13 protein-coding genes are annotated in these 18,311 nt (G+C 38.0%); 3 read left to right on the top strand and 10 right to left on the bottom strand.

All coding sequences use genetic code 11. The annotated features are described in order from the left end of the window. The first annotated feature begins 94 nt into the window (after nucleotides 1–94). Nucleotides 95–871 carry an AraC family transcriptional regulator gene (locus tag H0184_RS21460; RefSeq protein ID WP_396953613.1) on the top strand — a complete coding sequence of 259 codons (777 nt, stop codon included), beginning with the start codon at nucleotides 95–97 and terminating at the stop codon, nucleotides 869–871. Nucleotides 872–1,193: 322 nt separating this feature from the next. On the opposite strand, the gene H0184_RS21455 is transcribed toward H0184_RS21460, so the two are convergent. The 5 genes from H0184_RS21455 to H0184_RS21435 all read right to left on the bottom strand — a co-directional run bounded on the left by H0184_RS21455 (nucleotide 1,194) and on the right by H0184_RS21435 (nucleotide 7,513). Further along, a complete protein-coding gene (locus H0184_RS21455) occupies nucleotides 1,194–2,855 on the bottom strand; it encodes a glycoside hydrolase family 13 protein (RefSeq protein ID WP_221828275.1) in 1,662 nt (553 codons plus the stop codon). A gap of 2 nt (nucleotides 2,856–2,857) precedes the next feature. After that, nucleotides 2,858–3,904: a LacI family DNA-binding transcriptional regulator gene (locus tag H0184_RS21450; RefSeq protein WP_221828273.1), complete on the bottom strand. Its 1,047-nt coding sequence runs from the start codon at nucleotides 3,902–3,904 to the stop codon at nucleotides 2,858–2,860. Nucleotides 3,905–3,975: 71 nt separating this feature from the next. After that, nucleotides 3,976–4,812, bottom strand: a complete 837-nt coding sequence (locus H0184_RS21445) for a sugar ABC transporter permease (protein WP_221828271.1) — start codon at nucleotides 4,810–4,812, stop codon at nucleotides 3,976–3,978. A 1-nt stretch (nucleotide 4,813) separates the two neighbouring features. Continuing rightward, a complete protein-coding gene (locus H0184_RS21440; protein WP_221828269.1) occupies nucleotides 4,814–6,100 on the bottom strand; it encodes a carbohydrate ABC transporter permease in 1,287 nt (428 codons plus the stop codon). Between the two features lie 147 nt (nucleotides 6,101–6,247). Beyond that, entirely contained in the window at nucleotides 6,248–7,513 is a 1,266-nt protein-coding gene (locus tag H0184_RS21435) for an extracellular solute-binding protein (RefSeq protein WP_221828267.1), read from the bottom strand. A 270-nt stretch (nucleotides 7,514–7,783) separates the two neighbouring features. Here H0184_RS21435 and H0184_RS21430 point away from each other — a divergent pair, with 270 nt between their 5' ends. Continuing rightward, nucleotides 7,784–9,538, top strand: coding sequence for an alpha-glycosidase (locus H0184_RS21430; RefSeq protein ID WP_221828266.1), 1,755 nt, complete (start codon nucleotides 7,784–7,786; stop codon nucleotides 9,536–9,538). Between the two features lie 440 nt (nucleotides 9,539–9,978). Here the strand turns inward: H0184_RS21430 and H0184_RS21425 are convergent, their stop codons facing one another. Together H0184_RS21425 and H0184_RS21420 are read right to left on the bottom strand one after the other, a co-directional pair. After that, nucleotides 9,979–11,634 carry a glycoside hydrolase family 13 protein gene (locus H0184_RS21425; RefSeq protein WP_313771810.1) on the bottom strand — a complete coding sequence of 552 codons (1,656 nt, stop codon included), beginning with the start codon at nucleotides 11,632–11,634 and terminating at the stop codon, nucleotides 9,979–9,981. A 95-nt stretch (nucleotides 11,635–11,729) separates the two neighbouring features. Beyond that, the gene (locus H0184_RS21420; protein WP_221828264.1) at nucleotides 11,730–12,470 is read right to left on the bottom strand and encodes a ThuA domain-containing protein; all 741 of its coding nucleotides are present in this window, start codon (nucleotides 12,468–12,470) and stop codon (nucleotides 11,730–11,732) included. Between the two features lie 219 nt (nucleotides 12,471–12,689). Here H0184_RS21420 and H0184_RS21415 point away from each other — a divergent pair, with 219 nt between their 5' ends. Continuing rightward, entirely contained in the window at nucleotides 12,690–13,625 is a 936-nt protein-coding gene (locus tag H0184_RS21415; protein WP_221828262.1) for an NADP-dependent oxidoreductase, read from the top strand. 81 nt (nucleotides 13,626–13,706) lie between these two features. Here the strand turns inward: H0184_RS21415 and H0184_RS21410 are convergent, their stop codons facing one another. The 3 genes from H0184_RS21410 to H0184_RS21400 all read right to left on the bottom strand — a co-directional run bounded on the left by H0184_RS21410 (nucleotide 13,707) and on the right by H0184_RS21400 (nucleotide 18,252). Then, the gene (locus H0184_RS21410) at nucleotides 13,707–14,534 is read right to left on the bottom strand and encodes a glycerophosphodiester phosphodiesterase (protein ID WP_221828260.1); all 828 of its coding nucleotides are present in this window, start codon (nucleotides 14,532–14,534) and stop codon (nucleotides 13,707–13,709) included. A gap of 203 nt (nucleotides 14,535–14,737) precedes the next feature. Continuing rightward, complete coding sequence (locus tag H0184_RS21405) at nucleotides 14,738–16,324, bottom strand: response regulator transcription factor (protein WP_221828258.1); 1,587 nt, start codon at nucleotides 16,322–16,324, stop codon at nucleotides 14,738–14,740. Next, complete coding sequence (locus H0184_RS21400) at nucleotides 16,321–18,252, bottom strand: cache domain-containing sensor histidine kinase (RefSeq protein WP_260631714.1); 1,932 nt, start codon at nucleotides 18,250–18,252, stop codon at nucleotides 16,321–16,323. The genes H0184_RS21405 and H0184_RS21400 overlap by 4 nt, the downstream gene beginning before the upstream one ends. Nucleotides 18,253–18,311 lie beyond the last annotated feature (59 nt).

Below are 18,311 nucleotides of genomic sequence, written 5' to 3'. Positions count from 1 at the left end.
ATGATTTGATACCATATTAATGCGTTTTACAATAAATAAACATAGATGATATAATGAAAACATCTACTATTTTGCTATTTTATGAGGATTTTTGATGACCAACATATTATTTTGCGGCTATTCTTATCATACAAATGGATATCACTCGCAGCATAAATCTGGATATCCCTCTTATTTATTACGTTTGCAGACAGAAGGTCTCTGTGAAGTAGTGGTAAAGGGAAGGAAAATGAACCTTGAAAAAGGGGATCTTCTGTTAATCCAGCCTGGGGATCACTATGAGCTGCTCGTCAAGGATGGGCAAATCAGCGGGGATTATCACCTAGTTTGTGAAGGAGATTGGGTGAATGAATGGTGGAAACGAAGTACAAAACAAAATGTTTCCAGAATCCATATCGATGAAAAGTTACTTTCGCTATGGCGTCAAATAATAATGGAGAAACGCCGGCCAGCATCCAATCAAGACGAAGAGCTTACCACCTATTTGCTTCGAGCACTTTGTTTATTTTTAGAACGGGCTGTTAATGAGACCGCTCCGTCATTCAATCGGCCATATTCGGTGACAGTAATGATGCGTTACATTGAGGAACACGCAACCCAGGCATTTAAATTAGAGGATGTTGCACAGCATGCTGGACTTAGCGTTTCGCGTACTGTTCATCTTTTTAAAAGTACGGTTGGAAAGACCATCATTGAATACGCTCTCGAAATTCGGTTAGCCTCGGCTATTGATCGAATGAAATACACATCCTTGACGCTGGAGCAAATTGCTGAGGACTGCGGCTTTGGCACCTATCCTTATTTTCATAGAGTATTTTATAAAAAGTACGGTGTTGCACCGGGCGTCTATAGACGCATGGAATTGGGATAGAAACTATTTAAGAATCCTTAATGCGATAATAGATTACTGGTTCTCATCACGCTTATGAGTGACCGCTTCTGCATTTTTTATAAGGTTATAGGCTCTCAGCATCCTTATGAGTGACCGCTTGTGCACTTTTTATAAAGTTTCGGGCTCTCATCACCCTTATGAGTAACCGCTTCTGACCTTTTTATTAAGATTCTGGCTCTCATCACCCTTATGAGTGACCGCTTCTGACCTTTTTATAAGGTTTCGGGCTCTCATCCTGTAATGATCTCTCTTTAAGACTGAAAATACAAAGGACGATTTCAAAATTGAAATCGTCCTTTGTTTATTTAATGCGATATACTCTTGCCTCATATGGTTGTAAGTGAAGAACCGCTTCTTGCTCATTCACATCATAATTACTTAAAATCAGACTTTGCAGATCCACGGTAACATCTTTAACCTTAGCAGGTTTTACAGAAAGATTTGCTATTACTAATACTTTTTCCTGATTTAACGTCCTCGTATAGGCGAAAATCTGAGGGTCCTTTTCTAACAGCAAATCATAGATGCCATACGTAAACACTTCATTATTCTTTTTTAACTGAATCATCTTTTTGTAAAAATTCAGTATCGAGGTCTCATCTTTTTTCTGAGCTTCAACATTAATATCAGAATAATTTGGGTTGACTTTCATCCATGGGTTTCCCGTAGTGAAACCAGCATTTATTTCATCTGACCACTGCATTGGTGTACGTGAATTATCCCGGCCCGAAGCCCAAATGACTTCCATAATTTCTCCGTGGGACACACCTTCTTCTCTTTTCAAACGGTACATATTTTTGGCTGAAACATCATCATAATCATCAATAGAGTCAAATTGAACATTCGTCATGCCAATTTCCTGTCCTTGATAAATGAACGGTGTACCCTGCATTAAGAAGTATATAGCAGCAAAAGCAGTTGCACTTTCGCGCCAGTATTCTTGGTCATTTCCCCAGGTTGAAACCACACGTGCCTTGTCATGATTTTCAATAAATAACGCATTCCAGCCTTTACCCTCAAGCCCTTTTTGCCAGCGAGATAACACGTCTTTTAACTCAATAATATCCAGGTCCTTTTTCACTTCGGCGTCCCAAAGATTTAGGTGCTCAAATTGAAAGACCATATTGAACTTTCCTTGTTTTTCACCGACCCACTGCTCCACATCCGCTTCATCATCAACCGTTACTCCATTGGCTTCGCCTACCGTCATGATGTCATACTTTGCGAAAGTCTCTTCCTTCAACTCTTCTAAAAATGGATGAATACCATCAACATTCATCATCTTATCGAAACAAGGAACATACTTTAATCCAATTGGATTGGGCATATCCTCTAGACCAGGTTCTTTTTTAATATGGCTGATGGCATCGACACGAAACCCATCAATCCCTTTATCCAGCCACCAATTGACCATGTCATAGAGCGATTGTCTAACCTCTTTATTTTCCCAATTGAGGTCTGGCTGCTTTTTAGAAAATAGATGTAAAAAGTATTGGTCAGTTTGTTCATCATATTTCCAAGCAGAACCGCCAAAAATACTTTCCCAATTATTCGGCTCTTGACCTTTTTTAGCATCTTTCCAGATATACCAGTCTCGCTTAGGACTTTCTTTTGAAGAGCGAGATTCAATAAACCACGGGTGTTCATCGCTTGTATGATTTATAACCAAATCTAAGATCAATTTCATGCCGCGTTGGTGCGTCTCATGCAATAGCTGGTCAAAATCAGCCATTGTTCCAAATTCGCGCATCACTTCCTGATAATCACTTATGTCATAACCATTATCATCATTTGGCGATTGATACATTGGACAAATCCATATGACATCAATTCCTAACTCTTTTATATAATCTAACTTTGAAATAATTCCTTGAATATCACCTATTCCATCCCCATTAGAATCCATAAAGCTGCGGGGATAAATTTGATAGGCGACTGCTTCTTTCCACCATATCTTTTTCATGTTTAATTCCTTTCCAATCCTCTATGAGGATTTGGCTTTGTGCATGATAAACGTTCAATAATTTTATGAGAAATGATTAAGCGTTTAGTAGGTTCATTATTATTTTCAACCATAACAATTAAGTTTTTCGATGCCTGATAGCCTAGTTCAAATATATTGATATCCACTGAGGTTAATGGCGGCCTTGCCAATTCTGCAAGCAGCACATTATTAAAACTTACAATAGATATGTCCTCCGGAACACTAATTCCTAGTTCATCTAGTGTATTGAGGACACCCAAAGTCATAAAGTCATCTGCCACAACTAGTGCTGTTGGCGGGTGCTCAAGTGCCATTAATTCACGGACAGCCCCTTGACCGCCTTCTCTTAGAAACTCCTCATGAATCGTATAATCATTCCTGATGGTTAAACCCGCATTTTGCAAAGCTTGTTTATACCCCGTTACACGATCGACTGTGACCATAAGCTCCGGACTGCCGCCGATAAAGCCTATTTTCTCATGTCCATAACTAATTAAGTATTCAGTCGCCTCTTTTGCAGCCCGAACATTATCATTATCAACATGAGTAATTTCCTCCATATCTATATAAGGCTTCCCAATCAAAACAAAGGGAAATCTCTGTTCCTTTAAATAGGTTATAACCTGATCATCAACATTAGAATAAAGAAGTATAACTCCATCCACTCTTTTTCCTTGCACCATTTGAATTACAGCATTAAGAACTTCCTGTTCTGTCTTGCCTGTTGACATTTGCAAGGCATAATTTTTTTCTTGTGCCCCTTCACTAATTCCCTGCAAAACCGTTGGGAAGAAGGGATTTTGAAATCCGACGTCCTTGGAACTCGGCATAACGAGACCCAAAACCTTAGTGGATTGGCTTGCTAGATTTCTTGCATTAAAATTTGGATGGTAGCCCAGCTGCTCCATTGCTTTTTTTACCTTTTGCTTGGTTTCTTCACTGATCCTAGGGCTGTCTGCGATCACTCTTGAAACCGTAGAAGGAGCAACATTTGCGAGTACTGCCACATCCTTTATTGTTACTGCCATTTCCTGCACCACTCTCAAAGGGTTTTTGAATTCATTATAAAGGTGAGGAAAAATATTTTCTACCTCATTACCTAGCCTTTTGTACCACCGGCTGTTAATCCAGACACAAAGAAGCGTTGGAAAGATAAGAATAGTATCGCTATTGGAACAGCAATTAATACTGCACCTGCTGCAAATGTAGTAAATTCCGCACCGAACTGTTTTGCAACCAGATCATAAAGACCCACTGCAAGGGTATAATTTTCTTCTGTTCTCAGTAAAATACTCGCGATAATGAAATCCGCAAATGGTGCAATAAAGGAGAACAGCGCTACTACCGCGAGAATAGGTGTCGCAAGCGGCATGACAATTTGGAAGAAGATTCGTAAATGTCCAGCACCGTCAATTTTGGCTGATTCATCAAGTTCCTTGGGAATTGTATCTAAATACCCCTTCATTAACCAAGTGTTCATCGGTATTTGACCTCCGACATATACAAGAATTAAACCTAAATGCGTATCGATTAAATGTGTTAAAGTAGCCAGAATATAAATGGCTATTAAAGCGGCAAAGTTTGGTATCATTTGCAGAATTAAAAACGTCATCAACCCATTTTTACGGCCTACAAATCGATACCTTGAGAATGAGTATGCTGTTAAGCTTACTAAAATCACTGTGAAAAGCATGGTTAAGATACTAACCTTCAGTGAATTCATATACCAAAAGACATAATTACTCTTACTGGTATCAAAAAGCTCTTTGTAGTGTGCTAATGTCGCATTCTCCGGGATGATACTTGATCCAGATAAGCTTTGACCAGGATTAAATGATGAACCGATAATCCATGCGAGCGGATATAGGATAATAACAAACATGATCAGGACAACGAGATACGTAAGGGTGAGTCTTACAAAGTTTTGTTTTTTCATACTACATCATATCCTCTTCTTGGAATGATTTTGTTCGTTTAAACTGCCAGATGGCAACCGTTATAACAATAACCGATAACAGCATGGTTAAGGTTGCTGCCTTCGAGTATTGCGCTGATGTCATAGTCAGGCGGTAAATCCAAGAAATTAAGATATCTGTTCCGCCGGCATTTTGGCCAGTGATTGCCGGCCCTCCGCCATTAAATAAATAAATGATATTAAAATTGTTAAAATTGAACGTATACTGAGTGATTAAAACCGGTGCGATTGCATACAACACTAGTGGTAATGTAATGTTTTTAAACTTTTGAATATTGGACGCACCATCAACCGTTGCGGCTTCATAAAGATCCTGTGAAATAGACTGCAGGACACCTGTTGTCATTGCGAAAATGAATGGGAAGCCAAGCCATGTCTGCATAAGGATTAGAGCTATTCTTGTGAAAATCGGCTCTGTCATCCATGGGAAACCTTCTATCCCGAAGAAACCTAGAATGTCTCTATTAATAGCACCAAATGATTCATTGAACATTCCTGCGAAAACTAGGATAGACACGAATGCCGGTACTGCCCAAGGAAGAATAAAGACAGTACGTATAATGGCTTTTCCTTTCAAATCCTTTTGATTCACAATAATGGCTAGGAATATCCCCAATGCTACTTGGAAGGTAGTAGCAACAAAAGTCCAAACCAAAGTCCATGATAAAACAGAGAAGAAGGTTTGACGCCACATATCTACCTTAAAGATATCGACAAAGTTTTTAAAGAATACCCAGTCTACTAGTTTAGCTGGAGGAGAGTGATACATGTCGTAATTTGTGAATGCTAGTAATAATACAAACAGAATGGGAAAAACAACAACAAAAACGAGCAATAAAAATCCAGGAGACATGATTAAATAGGGAAAACCATTGTCAATTAGATTTCTATATTGTTCTTTTACTGTACTAATAGGTTCATGTTTGTCTCGACTTCCCCCTACTTTGTAGGCATCACGCAGGTTAAATAAGTAAAAACCAATACCAAAGACCAAAACAATAAGTGCTAAAATTCCGTAGACTAGCAGAAAAATAGAATGATCTGTAAATGGAATTTCCCCTAAAGTAACAACTCCCCATAATCCTATGTTTAACAAATCATAGAAAACATAGAAAAAAGCGGCTGTCATAATGAGAAAGAAGGCTCCCTTTAAAAACTGTTTGTTATATAGCTGACCTAACCCAGGGATTATGGAAAGAATCAATGCTTTCTTGCTGTGACTGGTTGAATAGGATAAATCTTTAGACATCCTAAACTCCCCTTTCTAATGTCAATTTGTAAGCTTTAGTGCTTTATCAAGGAAAAGTTCATTTTTTCCTTCAGAAAGCAGCAAAACTATTATTCTATTTTCAGCAGTACCTCAGATATCCGAGGTACTGCTGCTGAGATTTTGTTATTATTTAGTTGCTGCGATATTCGCTTTAATCTGCTCAACTGCAGAATCAAGCGCTGCTTTTGGTTCTGTCTTACCTGTCACAACTGTTTGTAAAGATTTTGCCATTGGATCCCAAACTTGACCCATTTCTGGAATGTTTGGCATTGGAAGAGCATATTGAGATTGTTCAGCAACCGCTTTTGCTCCTTCATTTTCCGTAAAAGCTGAATCTTCAAGTAACGCTACATTTGTTGGAACTTCAGCTGTTTGTTCGAAGCGATATTTAGCATTTTCATCATTTGTGATAAACTCTAGGAATTTAACAGCCCATTCTTGATTTTTAGAGTAAGCTGATACATGCCATCCTTTAACACCCATAAACGTTTTTACATGGTCTCCATTTGGAAGAGTTGGAAGAGCTGCAACACCAATATTAATACCGGCATCTTTGTATGGCTGGAATGACCATGGTCCGTTCATAACTGCTGCCACTTTACCTTCTGTGAAAAGTCCATCCATTGCAGAACCGCCATTTTCACCGATGATACCATTAGGGAACAAGCCTTCTGTATACCACTTTTGAATGTATTCAGTACCTTCAACTGCACCTTTGTTATTTAATCCGATGTCCTCTGGATCAAGTGTTCCATTATTATTATTGAAAACATAACCTCCCATACCGCCGATGATACCGTGTGCGAAATAGAAGTTATCCCAAAGCGCTAAGAAACCGAAATTTTCACCCTTTGTGAAATCTTTTGAGAAAGTGTAAAGCTCGTCCATAGTCTTTGGAGCCTCAGCCATTAAATCTTTATTGTAGATTAATACTGGTGTTTCTGAAGACTTAGGTAGTCCGTATACTTTTCCGTCATAAGTTTGTGCATCAATCGATGATTGTGAGAATTTTTTCGTCACTTCTTTATCTAATTTAAGCTCTGCAATAAGTCCTTCTGTAACAACCTGACCAATCTGATCATGCGGTAATGTTACAATATCCGGGCCTGTCCCAGCTGGTCCATCAAGACGAAGCTGGTCGCGTAGTTTAGATGCCATTTCAACTTCTTTATACTCAATTTTAATTCCATATTCTTTTTCAAAATCTGCTGCTACCTTTTCCAGCCAGCCTGATTTATCTTTATCTTCCCAAACTACCAGTTTTTCTGGTTTTGCTGCTTCTTCCTTTTTGTCAGTGTCATTCGTACTTGTAGTTTCTCTTTTTGGTCCACAAGCTGAAAGAACGCCTAACACTAAAATAACCATCATGAAAATCGAAAGTGCTTTTTTCATTTTTTCTCCTCCTGTAAATTGTTAGGGATGATTTTTTTACATTGCACAAACACTGGTCAGCGCTTTCATTTGCGAAAACGTTTGCGCAACATATTCTCATTATAAGGCCATTTTTATTTTTTACAACACTTTTTTTAAAAAAGTATCTGACAGTACTTTCATATCACTTAATACATCCATGAAAAGTTAATCCTTAAAATATATGGTATTGACAAGGTTTTTTGGGTACATTAACCTTAAACTAATAGAATAATAAAGGAGTTGTCTTACGTGTTTAAAGAAGCCATTTATCATAGGCCGAAAGATAATTATGCATACGTTTGCACAAGCGGTGAACTAAATATTACTATACGCACAAAAAAGAATGACCTTAAAAAGGTCACTTTGATCCATGGTGATCCCTATAACTGGGAAGACAAGCAATGGCAAACAACCACTACTCCTTTAAAGAAAAGCGGTTCAGATCAATTGTTTGATTTTTGGGTTGTAAGCTTGAATCCTCCATTCAGACGACTTCGCTATGGATTCATTTTGGATGACGGGACCGAAACAGTTTGCTTTACGGAGAAAGGTTTTTATTCAGAGCCTCCATTAGATGATACTGGATATTACTTCTGTTTTCCTTATATGAACAATGCTGATATTTTCAAAGCACCTTCTTGGGTAAAAGATACTGTCTGGTATCAGATATTCCCTGAAAGATTCGCAAATGGCAATAAAAGTCATGACCCTGAAGATGTGCTAGCTTGGGGAAGTGAAGAACCAACACCCACGAACTTCTTTGGAGGAGATTTAGAGGGGGTTATTCAAAATATACCTTACTTAAAAGAACTCGGAATTAGCGGGATTTATTTTACACCGATTTTTAAGGCGTTTTCCAATCATAAATACGATAGTATTGACTACATGGAAATTGATCCACAGTTTGGAACAAAGGAAACTTTAAAAGATCTAGTGAAAGTATGTCATGAAAATGGCATAAAAGTAATGCTGGACGCCGTATTCAACCATAGTGGATTTTACTTCCCTCCATTTCAAGATGTCTTGGAAAAAGGGGAAGATTCGTTATATAAGGATTGGTTCCATATCCATGAGTTTCCTATTATCACTGAGCCGCTTCCGAACTATGATACATTTGCCTTCACCCCCTTTATGCCGAAGCTTAATACTGAAAATCCTGAGGTAAAGGAATATTTATTAGAGACAGGGCGTTATTGGGTAAGAGAGTTTGATATTGACGGCTGGAGGCTTGATGTTGCGAATGAGGTCGACCATGCCTTTTGGAGAGAATTTCGTAAGGAAGTAAAAGCAATCAAACCTGACCTCTATATCTTAGGGGAGATTTGGCATGACTCTATTGCATGGCTGCGGGGAGACCAATTTGACGCAGTTATGAATTATCCTTTCACGACTAATATCCTTAACCTATTCGCAAAGCAAAGCATTAGTCCGAGGGAATTTATTGAAAGCATGACAGGCGTCATTCATATGTACACTAGGAATATTAACGAAGCGGCATTTAATCTAGTTGGCAGTCACGATACTCCTAGGATCTTAACAGAATGCGAGGAGGATATCGACCGAGTTAAGCAAGTGTTCACTCTTATGCTTACGTTTATCGGAACTCCATGTATTTATTATGGAGATGAAATCGGAATGACCGGCACTCAGGATCCTGGCTGCAGGAAATGTATGGAATGGGATAAAGAGAATCAAAATACTGATTTATTCAACCATATTCAAAAATTAATCCAACTGCGTCAGGATCATCCTTTACTAAGAAATGCCGGTGAACTTTCCTTTGTTAATCCTGAACACCACGACAAATGCCTGGCCTATACGAAATCAGATGGTGATAAAACGATATTGGTTATTCTTAATACTAGCAGCCAATCGGTGGAATATACTTTGCCTAATGGGCTTTCTGGAAAAAGTGTTAAAAACCTTTGGACGGATGAAGTAATAGAGCCAGCAAACGATATTGTCCAGCTAAAAGGCAATGGATTTGCAATCTTTGAATGTTAGTCGTAACAAAAGGGCGCCTTTAGGCAGCCCTTTTTTGTTGATGCGGATGTGTACATGCCTTCTACTTTTTGGGTTCCCGTCCTATAAAGCTCTTAGAGGATGAGAGCCCGTAACCTTATAAAAAGTAGAGAAGCGGTCACTCATAAGCATGATGAGAACCTGTAATCTTATGAAAAAAGCATAAGCGGTCACTCATAAGTATGATGAGAACCCGTAATCTTATTAAAAAAGCATAAGCGGTCACTCATAAGCATGATGAGAACCTGTAATCTTATGAAAAAACCATAAGTGGTCACTTATAAGCATGTTTTTGACCTTGCCTCTTATTATTTGGGGTATGGTCACTAAGAGTAAAGCGAAAATACGAAGAAGAAAAGTCTTAATACCTAAGTTTTTGTTTTCCAAGAGAAAGGGACTGCTCTCAGCAGCCCCTTTTGTTTTTATACCTTTAATACAACCGCTTCATACGGGCGTAAAATGCTTTTATTCCCAGCATCATAATTGGAAATGACCGGCTCAGATCCCTGCATCTTTTTCAGCAATTCTTCGTCCTCAATCACAACTTCCGCAGAACTAAAATTACATACAACAATGAGCTGTTCATCTTTCCAATTACGCTCATAGGCAAATATTTCACTGCTCTCTCTTAACAGCAGCTTAAAGTCTCCTTCAATGATTATATCCATTTCTTTCCGGAGGGCAATTAATTTTTGATAGAAATAAAAGATAGAATGGTGATCCTCTACAGCTGCCTCGACATTAATTTCATCGTATCGTGGATTTACGTTTATCCAAGGAGTGCCGGTTGTAAAACCGCCATTAGCACTTCGGTCCCACTGCATTGGAGTCCGGGCATTATCCCTGCCCTTCACATAAATAGAATTCATGATTTCCTCATGACTATACCCTAATGCAATTCTTTCTTTATACATGTTCATCGTCTCGATATCTCGATAATCCTCAAGCTTTTCAAATTTTACATTGGTCATTCCAATTTCTTCACCTTGATAAATATAGGGAGTTCCCTGCATGAAGTGAAGGCACGCTGCAAGCATTTTGGCCGATTCTACTCTGTATTCTTGATCGTTTCCGAACCGTGAAACAATCCGCGGCTGGTCATGATTGTTCCAATACAAACTGTTCCAGCCTTTATTATGTAAGGCAGTCTGCCACTTAGTTAAATTCTCTTTTAAATCAGGCAAATGCAGAGGCTTTAAATTCCATTTTCCTCCTGGCGCACTATCTAAATCCATGTGTTCAAAAGTAAAAATCATGTTTACTTCTTTTCTATTCGGATCTGTATAAGAAATAGCATCATCCGGGGAAGCTCCAGGCATTTCACCAACAGTCATCGCCGGATACTTCGATAGAACTTCTTGATTCATTTCATGCAAAAATTCATGAATTCTAGGCCCATTCATAAAATATGGGCTTCCATCACCAAATGATTGTCCCTCATCCTTTGCACCATCCGGAAGTTCTGGATGTTTGGATATAAAATTAATAACATCCATGCGAAAACCATCGATTCCTTTGTCGAGCCAAAATCTCATCATTTGATAGACTGCTTCTCGCAGCTTTGGATTTTCCCAGTTTAAATCCGGCTGCTTTTTTGAAAATAAATGCAGATAATACTCATTCGTTGTTTCATCATGCTCCCATGCAGATCCGCTAAAAACGGAGCCCCAATTATTGGGCTTCTCACGCCAAATATAATAATCTCTATATGGATTGTCTTTTGATTTTTTTGATTCTACAAACCATTCATGCTCATCCGACGTATGATTCACCACCAAATCCATAATGAGTTTCATATCTCTTTTATGGATTTCCGAAAGAAGCTGGTCAAATTCATCCATGGTTCCAAACTCTTTCATGATTGCTTGATAGTTTCGGATATCATATCCATTATCGTCATTCGGTGAATCATAAACTGGACTAAGCCAAATAACATCAACACCTAACAGCTTCAAGTAATCGAGTTTTTGGATTATCCCTTGAAGATCACCAATTCCATCTCCATTAGAATCCATAAAACTCCGTGGATAGATTTGATACACGACACTTTTCTTCCACCATTGATCATTCATTTTCATAGTATGACCCTCCCGCCTAACGAATAAAAAATACTATAACATAAAAAAACTCCTCACCCCAATAGCTGGCTGAGGAGGTACTCATCATTTTATTATCAATGCTGCTTTTTATTTTTATCCCCTTGAATCACTTCTAGTGGTTTTGCATTTCCATAGACTGGACGTTCACGCTTTACCGGCGCTGCCCATTTCACGGCATTGCTAATAACTCGTTGAATGTCTTTGTTGTGGTAAGTAGGATATGTTTCATGGCCTGGACGGAAGTAAAATACTTTTCCGCTTCCGCGTTTGTATGTACAGCCGCTGCGGAACACTTCCCCGCCTTCAAACCAGCTTGTAAAGATTAGTTCATCTGGCTGCGGGATATCAAAATGTTCCCCATACATTTCTTCCTTTTCTAATTCAATATACTCTGAGATTCCTTCTACAATAGGATGGCTTGGGCTAATGACCCAAAGTCTTTCTTTTTCGTCTGCTTCCCGCCATTTTAAATCACAGCTTGTTCCCATTAATGTTTTAAAGATTTTTGAGAAATGCCCGGAATGAAGAACAATCAGACCCATACCGTCGAGGACGCGCTGCCGAACCTTTTGAACAATTTCATCCTTTACTTCACCATGTGCTAAATGTCCCCACCAAACTAATACCTCTGTGTTGTCTAGCACTTCATCCGTTAAACCATGCTTAGGTTCGTCTAGAGTAGCGGTTGTTACTTCATGACTGTCTTCCTTTAAAAATTCTGCGATTGCACCGTGAATCCCATTAGGGTATATATCTCTTACAACTGGATTTTTTTGTTCATGACGGTTTTCATTCCACACTGTTACTTTGACCATAATAATCAACTCCTGTATGAATTTCCTTTTATAAACATTCCTTATTTGATTATATCTTACTGTCTTTTACAGCAATTAAACATAGATGATATAGTCAAAACATCTACTATTTTGCTAATATATTAGGTTTTTATTAAGCTCTGACGAGAAGGAATGACTTCTAAAGAAGAAACTAATACTAGAGCATGCAGATATATTTTGCAAAAGGGAGTGCTATTTATGCGTGCGGTTGTCATCAATGAATATGGCAGTAAAGATGTTTTAGTGGAGCAGGAGCTGCCAAAACCAGCAATAAAAGCAAACCAAGTACTTGTTGAGGTTTATGCAACTTCCATTAATCCAATTGATTGGAAGCTTCGTGCGGGTTACTTGAAGCAAATGCTTGATTGGACTTTCCCCATCATCCTTGGCTGGGATGTTGCTGGTAAGATTGTTGAAATTGGAAGTGAAGTGAAGTCTTTTCAAATCGGAGATGAAGTTTTTGCGCGGCCGGATACTACTGCTAAAGGCACTTATGCAGAATTTACAGCTGTGGATGAGGAATTGCTTGCGATAAAACCCAGCAACCTGACATTTGAAGAAGCTGCCTCTATTCCATTAGCAGGTTTAACCGCTTGGCAGTGTCTAGTGGATAATACAAAAGTCAAGCAAGGAGACAAAGTACTCATCCACGCTGGAGCTGGCGGTGTAGGGAGTTTGGCCATTCAAATGGCAAAACATTTAGGTGCCTATGTTGCTTCAACAGCGAGTGAAAATAATGAAGCCTATGTAAAAGAGCTTGGAGCAGATGAATTTATCAATTACCGCACACAACAATTCGAAGAAGAATTACGTGATTATGATGTTGTCATTGATACAATGGGCGGCGACATACTAAATAAAAGCTTCCAAATATTAAAGCCTGGCGGCAGACTCGTAACGATTGCCGGACAACCTGATCCCTCATTAGCAGAAAAGCATCGAGTAACGGCAAGCTCCTATTGGTTAACGCCAAACGGAAACCAGCTGGGAGAATTAGGCGAATTACTTGAGAAAGGAATCCTTAAGCCTCAAGTGGGCAGTATCTTTGAGTTTTCAGCAGAAGCTTTACAAAAAGCACATGAGTTAAGCGAGACACATCATGCCAAAGGGAAAATTGTTATTAAAGTTAAATAATCCGTACACAAACATCCATAGTCAAGAATACCACCTGATATCATTAAAAATGGCTCAGTATGGAAACTGAGCCATCTTGTCTTATTTTCTTGGATCTACATAATCAGGATAATCCGTAATGATTCCATCTACGTTCATTTCTAAAAGGAAATCTGCTGCTTCTTGGCTGCGGACCGTCCAGGATTGGATTTTCATTCCAAGTGAGTGCACTTGATCAACCAATTCTTTTGATACGATTCCATAGCTTGGATTAACGTAATCAGCATAAGTTGCAAATTCTTTCAAAGCTTGTTCAGTTGTGTGTGCTCTATTGGATGTAAGGACACCAATCGGCACCTTCGGAAGCAAGCTGTTTGTTATTTTCATTGATTCAAAATTAAACGATTGAATAATAATTTTTTCATTCTGCGGTTTATCAAGGTTTCGCTCTGTTAATTCCTGTGCAACCTGCGCCTCAATCCCAGGATAAAGCTCAGGTGCCTTTAATTCTATTAAAATACCAACTTTTCCATGATAACGGTCAAGAATTTCATCGAAGGTTGGGATCTTTTCTCCTTTGAATTCTTCTCCCTTCCAACTCCCAGCATCAAGGCTTCTGATTTGTTCAAAGGTTAATTCCTTCACACGGCCAGTCCCATCCGTTGTTCTGTCAACCGTTGTATCGTGAATAATTACCAGTTCCCCATCCTTGCTTCTTTGGACATCAATTTCAATATAATCGGATTTCATATCTACGCCTTTATCAAAAGCGGCAATCGTATTCTCCGGCGCATACCCCGAGGCACCACGGTGAGCAACATTATCCACTTTTCGTAACTCCCCCGTTGTTTCTGCTGCAAAAGCCTGTTGAAAAGGACTAAATAATAAACTAAAAGTCAGGCCTGCTCCAATCACAAATGTTTTTTTCATTTTCTCCATCTCCCTTTATTTGTCTGCTGCTACAAATAAAATTGTACAGAGTGATTGTTTAGCACATGTGTAGGTACCATTTAGACTTGGTAAATGTCATGTAAATAAACATAGTGAAATATTCATACATTAATTTACAAAAAATTCGTTCTTTTTACTTTTGTGAAAAAATAAGCAGAGAAAGAGGACTCTATATCTGCTTATTACTGCTTCACATATTTTGCCCGATACTCATTCGGTGTCATTCCCTCGACCTTCTTAAACACCTTCCGGAAATACTTATCATCTTGATAACCAATCATACTTGCAATCTCATAGATTTTTAACTGACTGTTCTTCAATAAAGATTTTGCCTTTTCCAATCTAATTCTCACGATATAATCGGAGATGTTCTCATTAAAAACCTGTTTAAATTTCCTTGAGATATATTCTCTGCTGATATAGAAATGGTCTGAAATTTCCTGAAGCTTTATATCCCGATCAAAATTTTCCTGAAGGTATTTTTCAATATCAATTATGATATTATTCTTATGAACTGTGCTTTTCTTTACATTCTTTAAAAAAATGCCGATTTCACGCTTTATTCTCTTTTTATACTCTTCTAGTTTAAACGTGCCGTTTGAATCGAAAAACAATTCAATCCTCTCAGCAATACCTTCTGGTTCTTTAAATGAAAAATTGTAGTACTTAAACCACTTATTGCTTATGACCATATATTCATTTTGAAGATTTAACAACTGTCTTGGAGATAAATAGTTGTTTTCTGTAAGGTCCTTTGCTATTTGATTGATTAATTCTTCAAAAGCACCTATCTCACCAGTCTTGACAGCCAATTCGATACTTGGTGCATATGACATCAAACTTTTTACAATTGGAGAAGATTGTAAAGAGTTTATAAAGACTCTGCTTTCACTATCTATTAAGATATTTCTATTTAATAAAACCTCTCTAGCTTGCTGATAAGAAGCGATTAACTTGGTACTGCTGTTTACTAATTTCCCGACAGCAATTGGGCAGGAGATATCCATCACATTTTTTAGTGTTCTATACATTCGAACTAATAGATTTTCGATTTGCTCAAACTTGTCCCAAAAAATAATAACAATTTGGCCTTTTTTTGATAAGTAACGAAACCCTACTCCACACTCAAATTCTATTAAAATTTCATTTATAACATTTAAAATTGAAAAATAAGCTAGATCTCGATCTCCTTGAAATGTCTCAATCGTTTTCCCATCGACTCTAATAAGCGATAAAATATACTGCCTCGACGGTTGTAACCATTCAAATTCTTCATATTTCTCATCCTGTATACTATCACAGTTCATTAACTGTGTAAGTTTGCGATCTCGATAAACAGGTTTCATTTCATTAATAAGCAGGGAGCTAGTTTCCTTTCTCTTCCTGTCTACTTCTTCTTCCTTCCATTCATTAACCGCTTTTTCCAATGTTTGATTCAAAATTTCAGGTTCAATTGGCTTTAACAGATAATCCGAACTGCCGAAATGGATTGCTTTTCTCATATAATGATAGTCATCAAAACCAGTCACCACAATGGTCTTACTGTCTGGGAGATTTTCTTTTATCCATTCTAAAAGCTGAGTTCCATCCATTTTTGGCATCTTCATATCTGAGAAAATAATCTCTGGCCGGATGGTTTGGATAAGCTGAATAGCTTCTTCACCGTTTCCTGCCTCATATATTTCTCGAATTCCATTTTGTTCCCAATCAGCTAGTATCCTAATACCTTCTCGCACATGTTTTTCATCGTCAACAATTAACGCCTTCATGAATGTTCCACCCCTTTTGGCATTACGTTTGGAATCACGATTGTTACCGTAAAACCGCCTTCTTCATTGCGATTAACAGACATGTTTGCCTGATTATGATAATAAATCTGCAATCGATCAAAAATATTTTTCAACCCAATCTCTTCTCTTTGCTTTTCTTCTCTTGAGATGCCATAAAACAGTTCAAGTCGGATTTTTTCAAGCTTCTCATCGCTTGGGCCGGTTCCATTATCCTTCACTTGAATCCATACCTGATTGTCATTCCCGAAGAAGGCCTCCAAGTGAATCCTTGCATTTCCTGCCTCTTGGTCAAAGCCATGCTTAAAACAATTCTCCACAATAGGCTGCAAAATCATTTTGGGAACGAATATTTCTTTGACTTCCTCCTCGATATTCAGTTCAAAATCAAAGTGCTCGTCAAATCGCTGTTTTTGCAATAATAGGTATGATCTAACATGATTCAGCTCTGCTGTAAACGGAACAATATCGTCCTTCATATTCATGCTGTATCTCATGATATTCGATAAAGAAGTGAGGAGGGTATAAACCGGAACCGCTTTAGACTTGAGCGCCAATGTTCCAATAGACTGAAAGGCATTATACAGGAAATGCGGATTAATCTGCGATTGCAGCACCCGCAGCTGCGATGCTTTATTTTCAATCTCCAATTTATATTCGCTTTCAATTAATTCATCGATTTTGGCAATCATTAATTTAAAATGCCTTCCCAGCATGCCAATTTCATCGGTCCCGAGAGTATCAAAATCAGCCTTGAATTCACCATTCTCTACCTTTTTCATATTCCGAATTAACACTTTTATAGGAGCAGTGAGCTTAAATGAAACAAACAGGGTTCCGAGTAAAGCAAATACTAGTGTAGCCAAACCAATCAAAATGTTGATGAAGGCTGTTTCTCTAGCACCTTTATAAAGAACATCGTATGGAATTCGTTTCACAATATACCAGTCTTCGAAGTATTCCGAAAACTCTTCATAGACGATGAAACCCGAAAACTTCGCATCCTTCCATTCAAGACTTTTCCCGCCTTCCGGCTCTTTCTTCACTTGCTTATACCATTTGTCATTATTGACTTTTCCAAGCTCTTTTTCGTTGGATGAGTAAATAATGATGTCATTTTCATCCATAATATAAAAATCCTCTAAATCCTTCGTGTACAAACGGTCGGAGATGTCACTTATTTTTGAAAGATTAATATCAATCGATAAAAAGCCTAAAAATCTTTCTAACGGAACATCCCGAATGATATTATGGAAACTTAATACTGCCTTTTTTTCGGAATTTGGAATCACAGATATATTGTTATAACTATAGATTTCATGGGGTGGTTCAATGATTGAAAAACCGGGATACTGCTTTAATTGGTCATAGTAGGGATGTGAAAAAACATCCTCATACTTTGCCCTGCCGCTAATTCTTGAATGATAGTTTGTGTAGGATTCTTTATCTCGATCTATGTAGAGATGCATCTGTTCAATTTCAGGACGAGAATTGAATAAATAAGCGAGTGCTCTCCGTACTTCTTCCTGATTACTATTAAAGTTCTGCGAGATTCCATCTCTCATCACATTCATAAAAGGAGTATATCTATAGAGAACGGATGACATTTGCGCTACATCGTTTAAATAAGTAGTCAGTTCTTCTTCTCCTTTTTCTATCAACTCATGATTGGTAGAAACAAAACGTTCATCCAGTGACTTTGTCGTGTGAAAGTAAGTAATACCAATGGAACTTCCAAAAGGGACAACGGTTGCTAAAAGTAAGAAGATAATCAGTTTTTTCCGTATACTCCATCCCATATCGTTATGGTTAGTTAAATATAGTAAAAAACTAACCTTCCCCCTTACCATTATTTTTAGAACATTGTAGCACAGTTTTATTTTTAATAGGTCAATATTTTGACAGTTCAATATTTTCCACCCAATCGGTCAATGTAAGCCGTTTCATAATTTTCAGTATTCACTAAAAT

The organism is Neobacillus niacini (genome assembly GCF_019749295.1).
In the GTDB taxonomy this organism is placed as follows: domain Bacteria; phylum Bacillota; class Bacilli; order Bacillales; family Cytobacillaceae; genus Neobacillus; species Neobacillus niacini_D.
The sequence above is the reverse complement of the archived record's forward strand: the minus strand, read 5'-3'. Positions and strand labels throughout refer to the sequence as shown.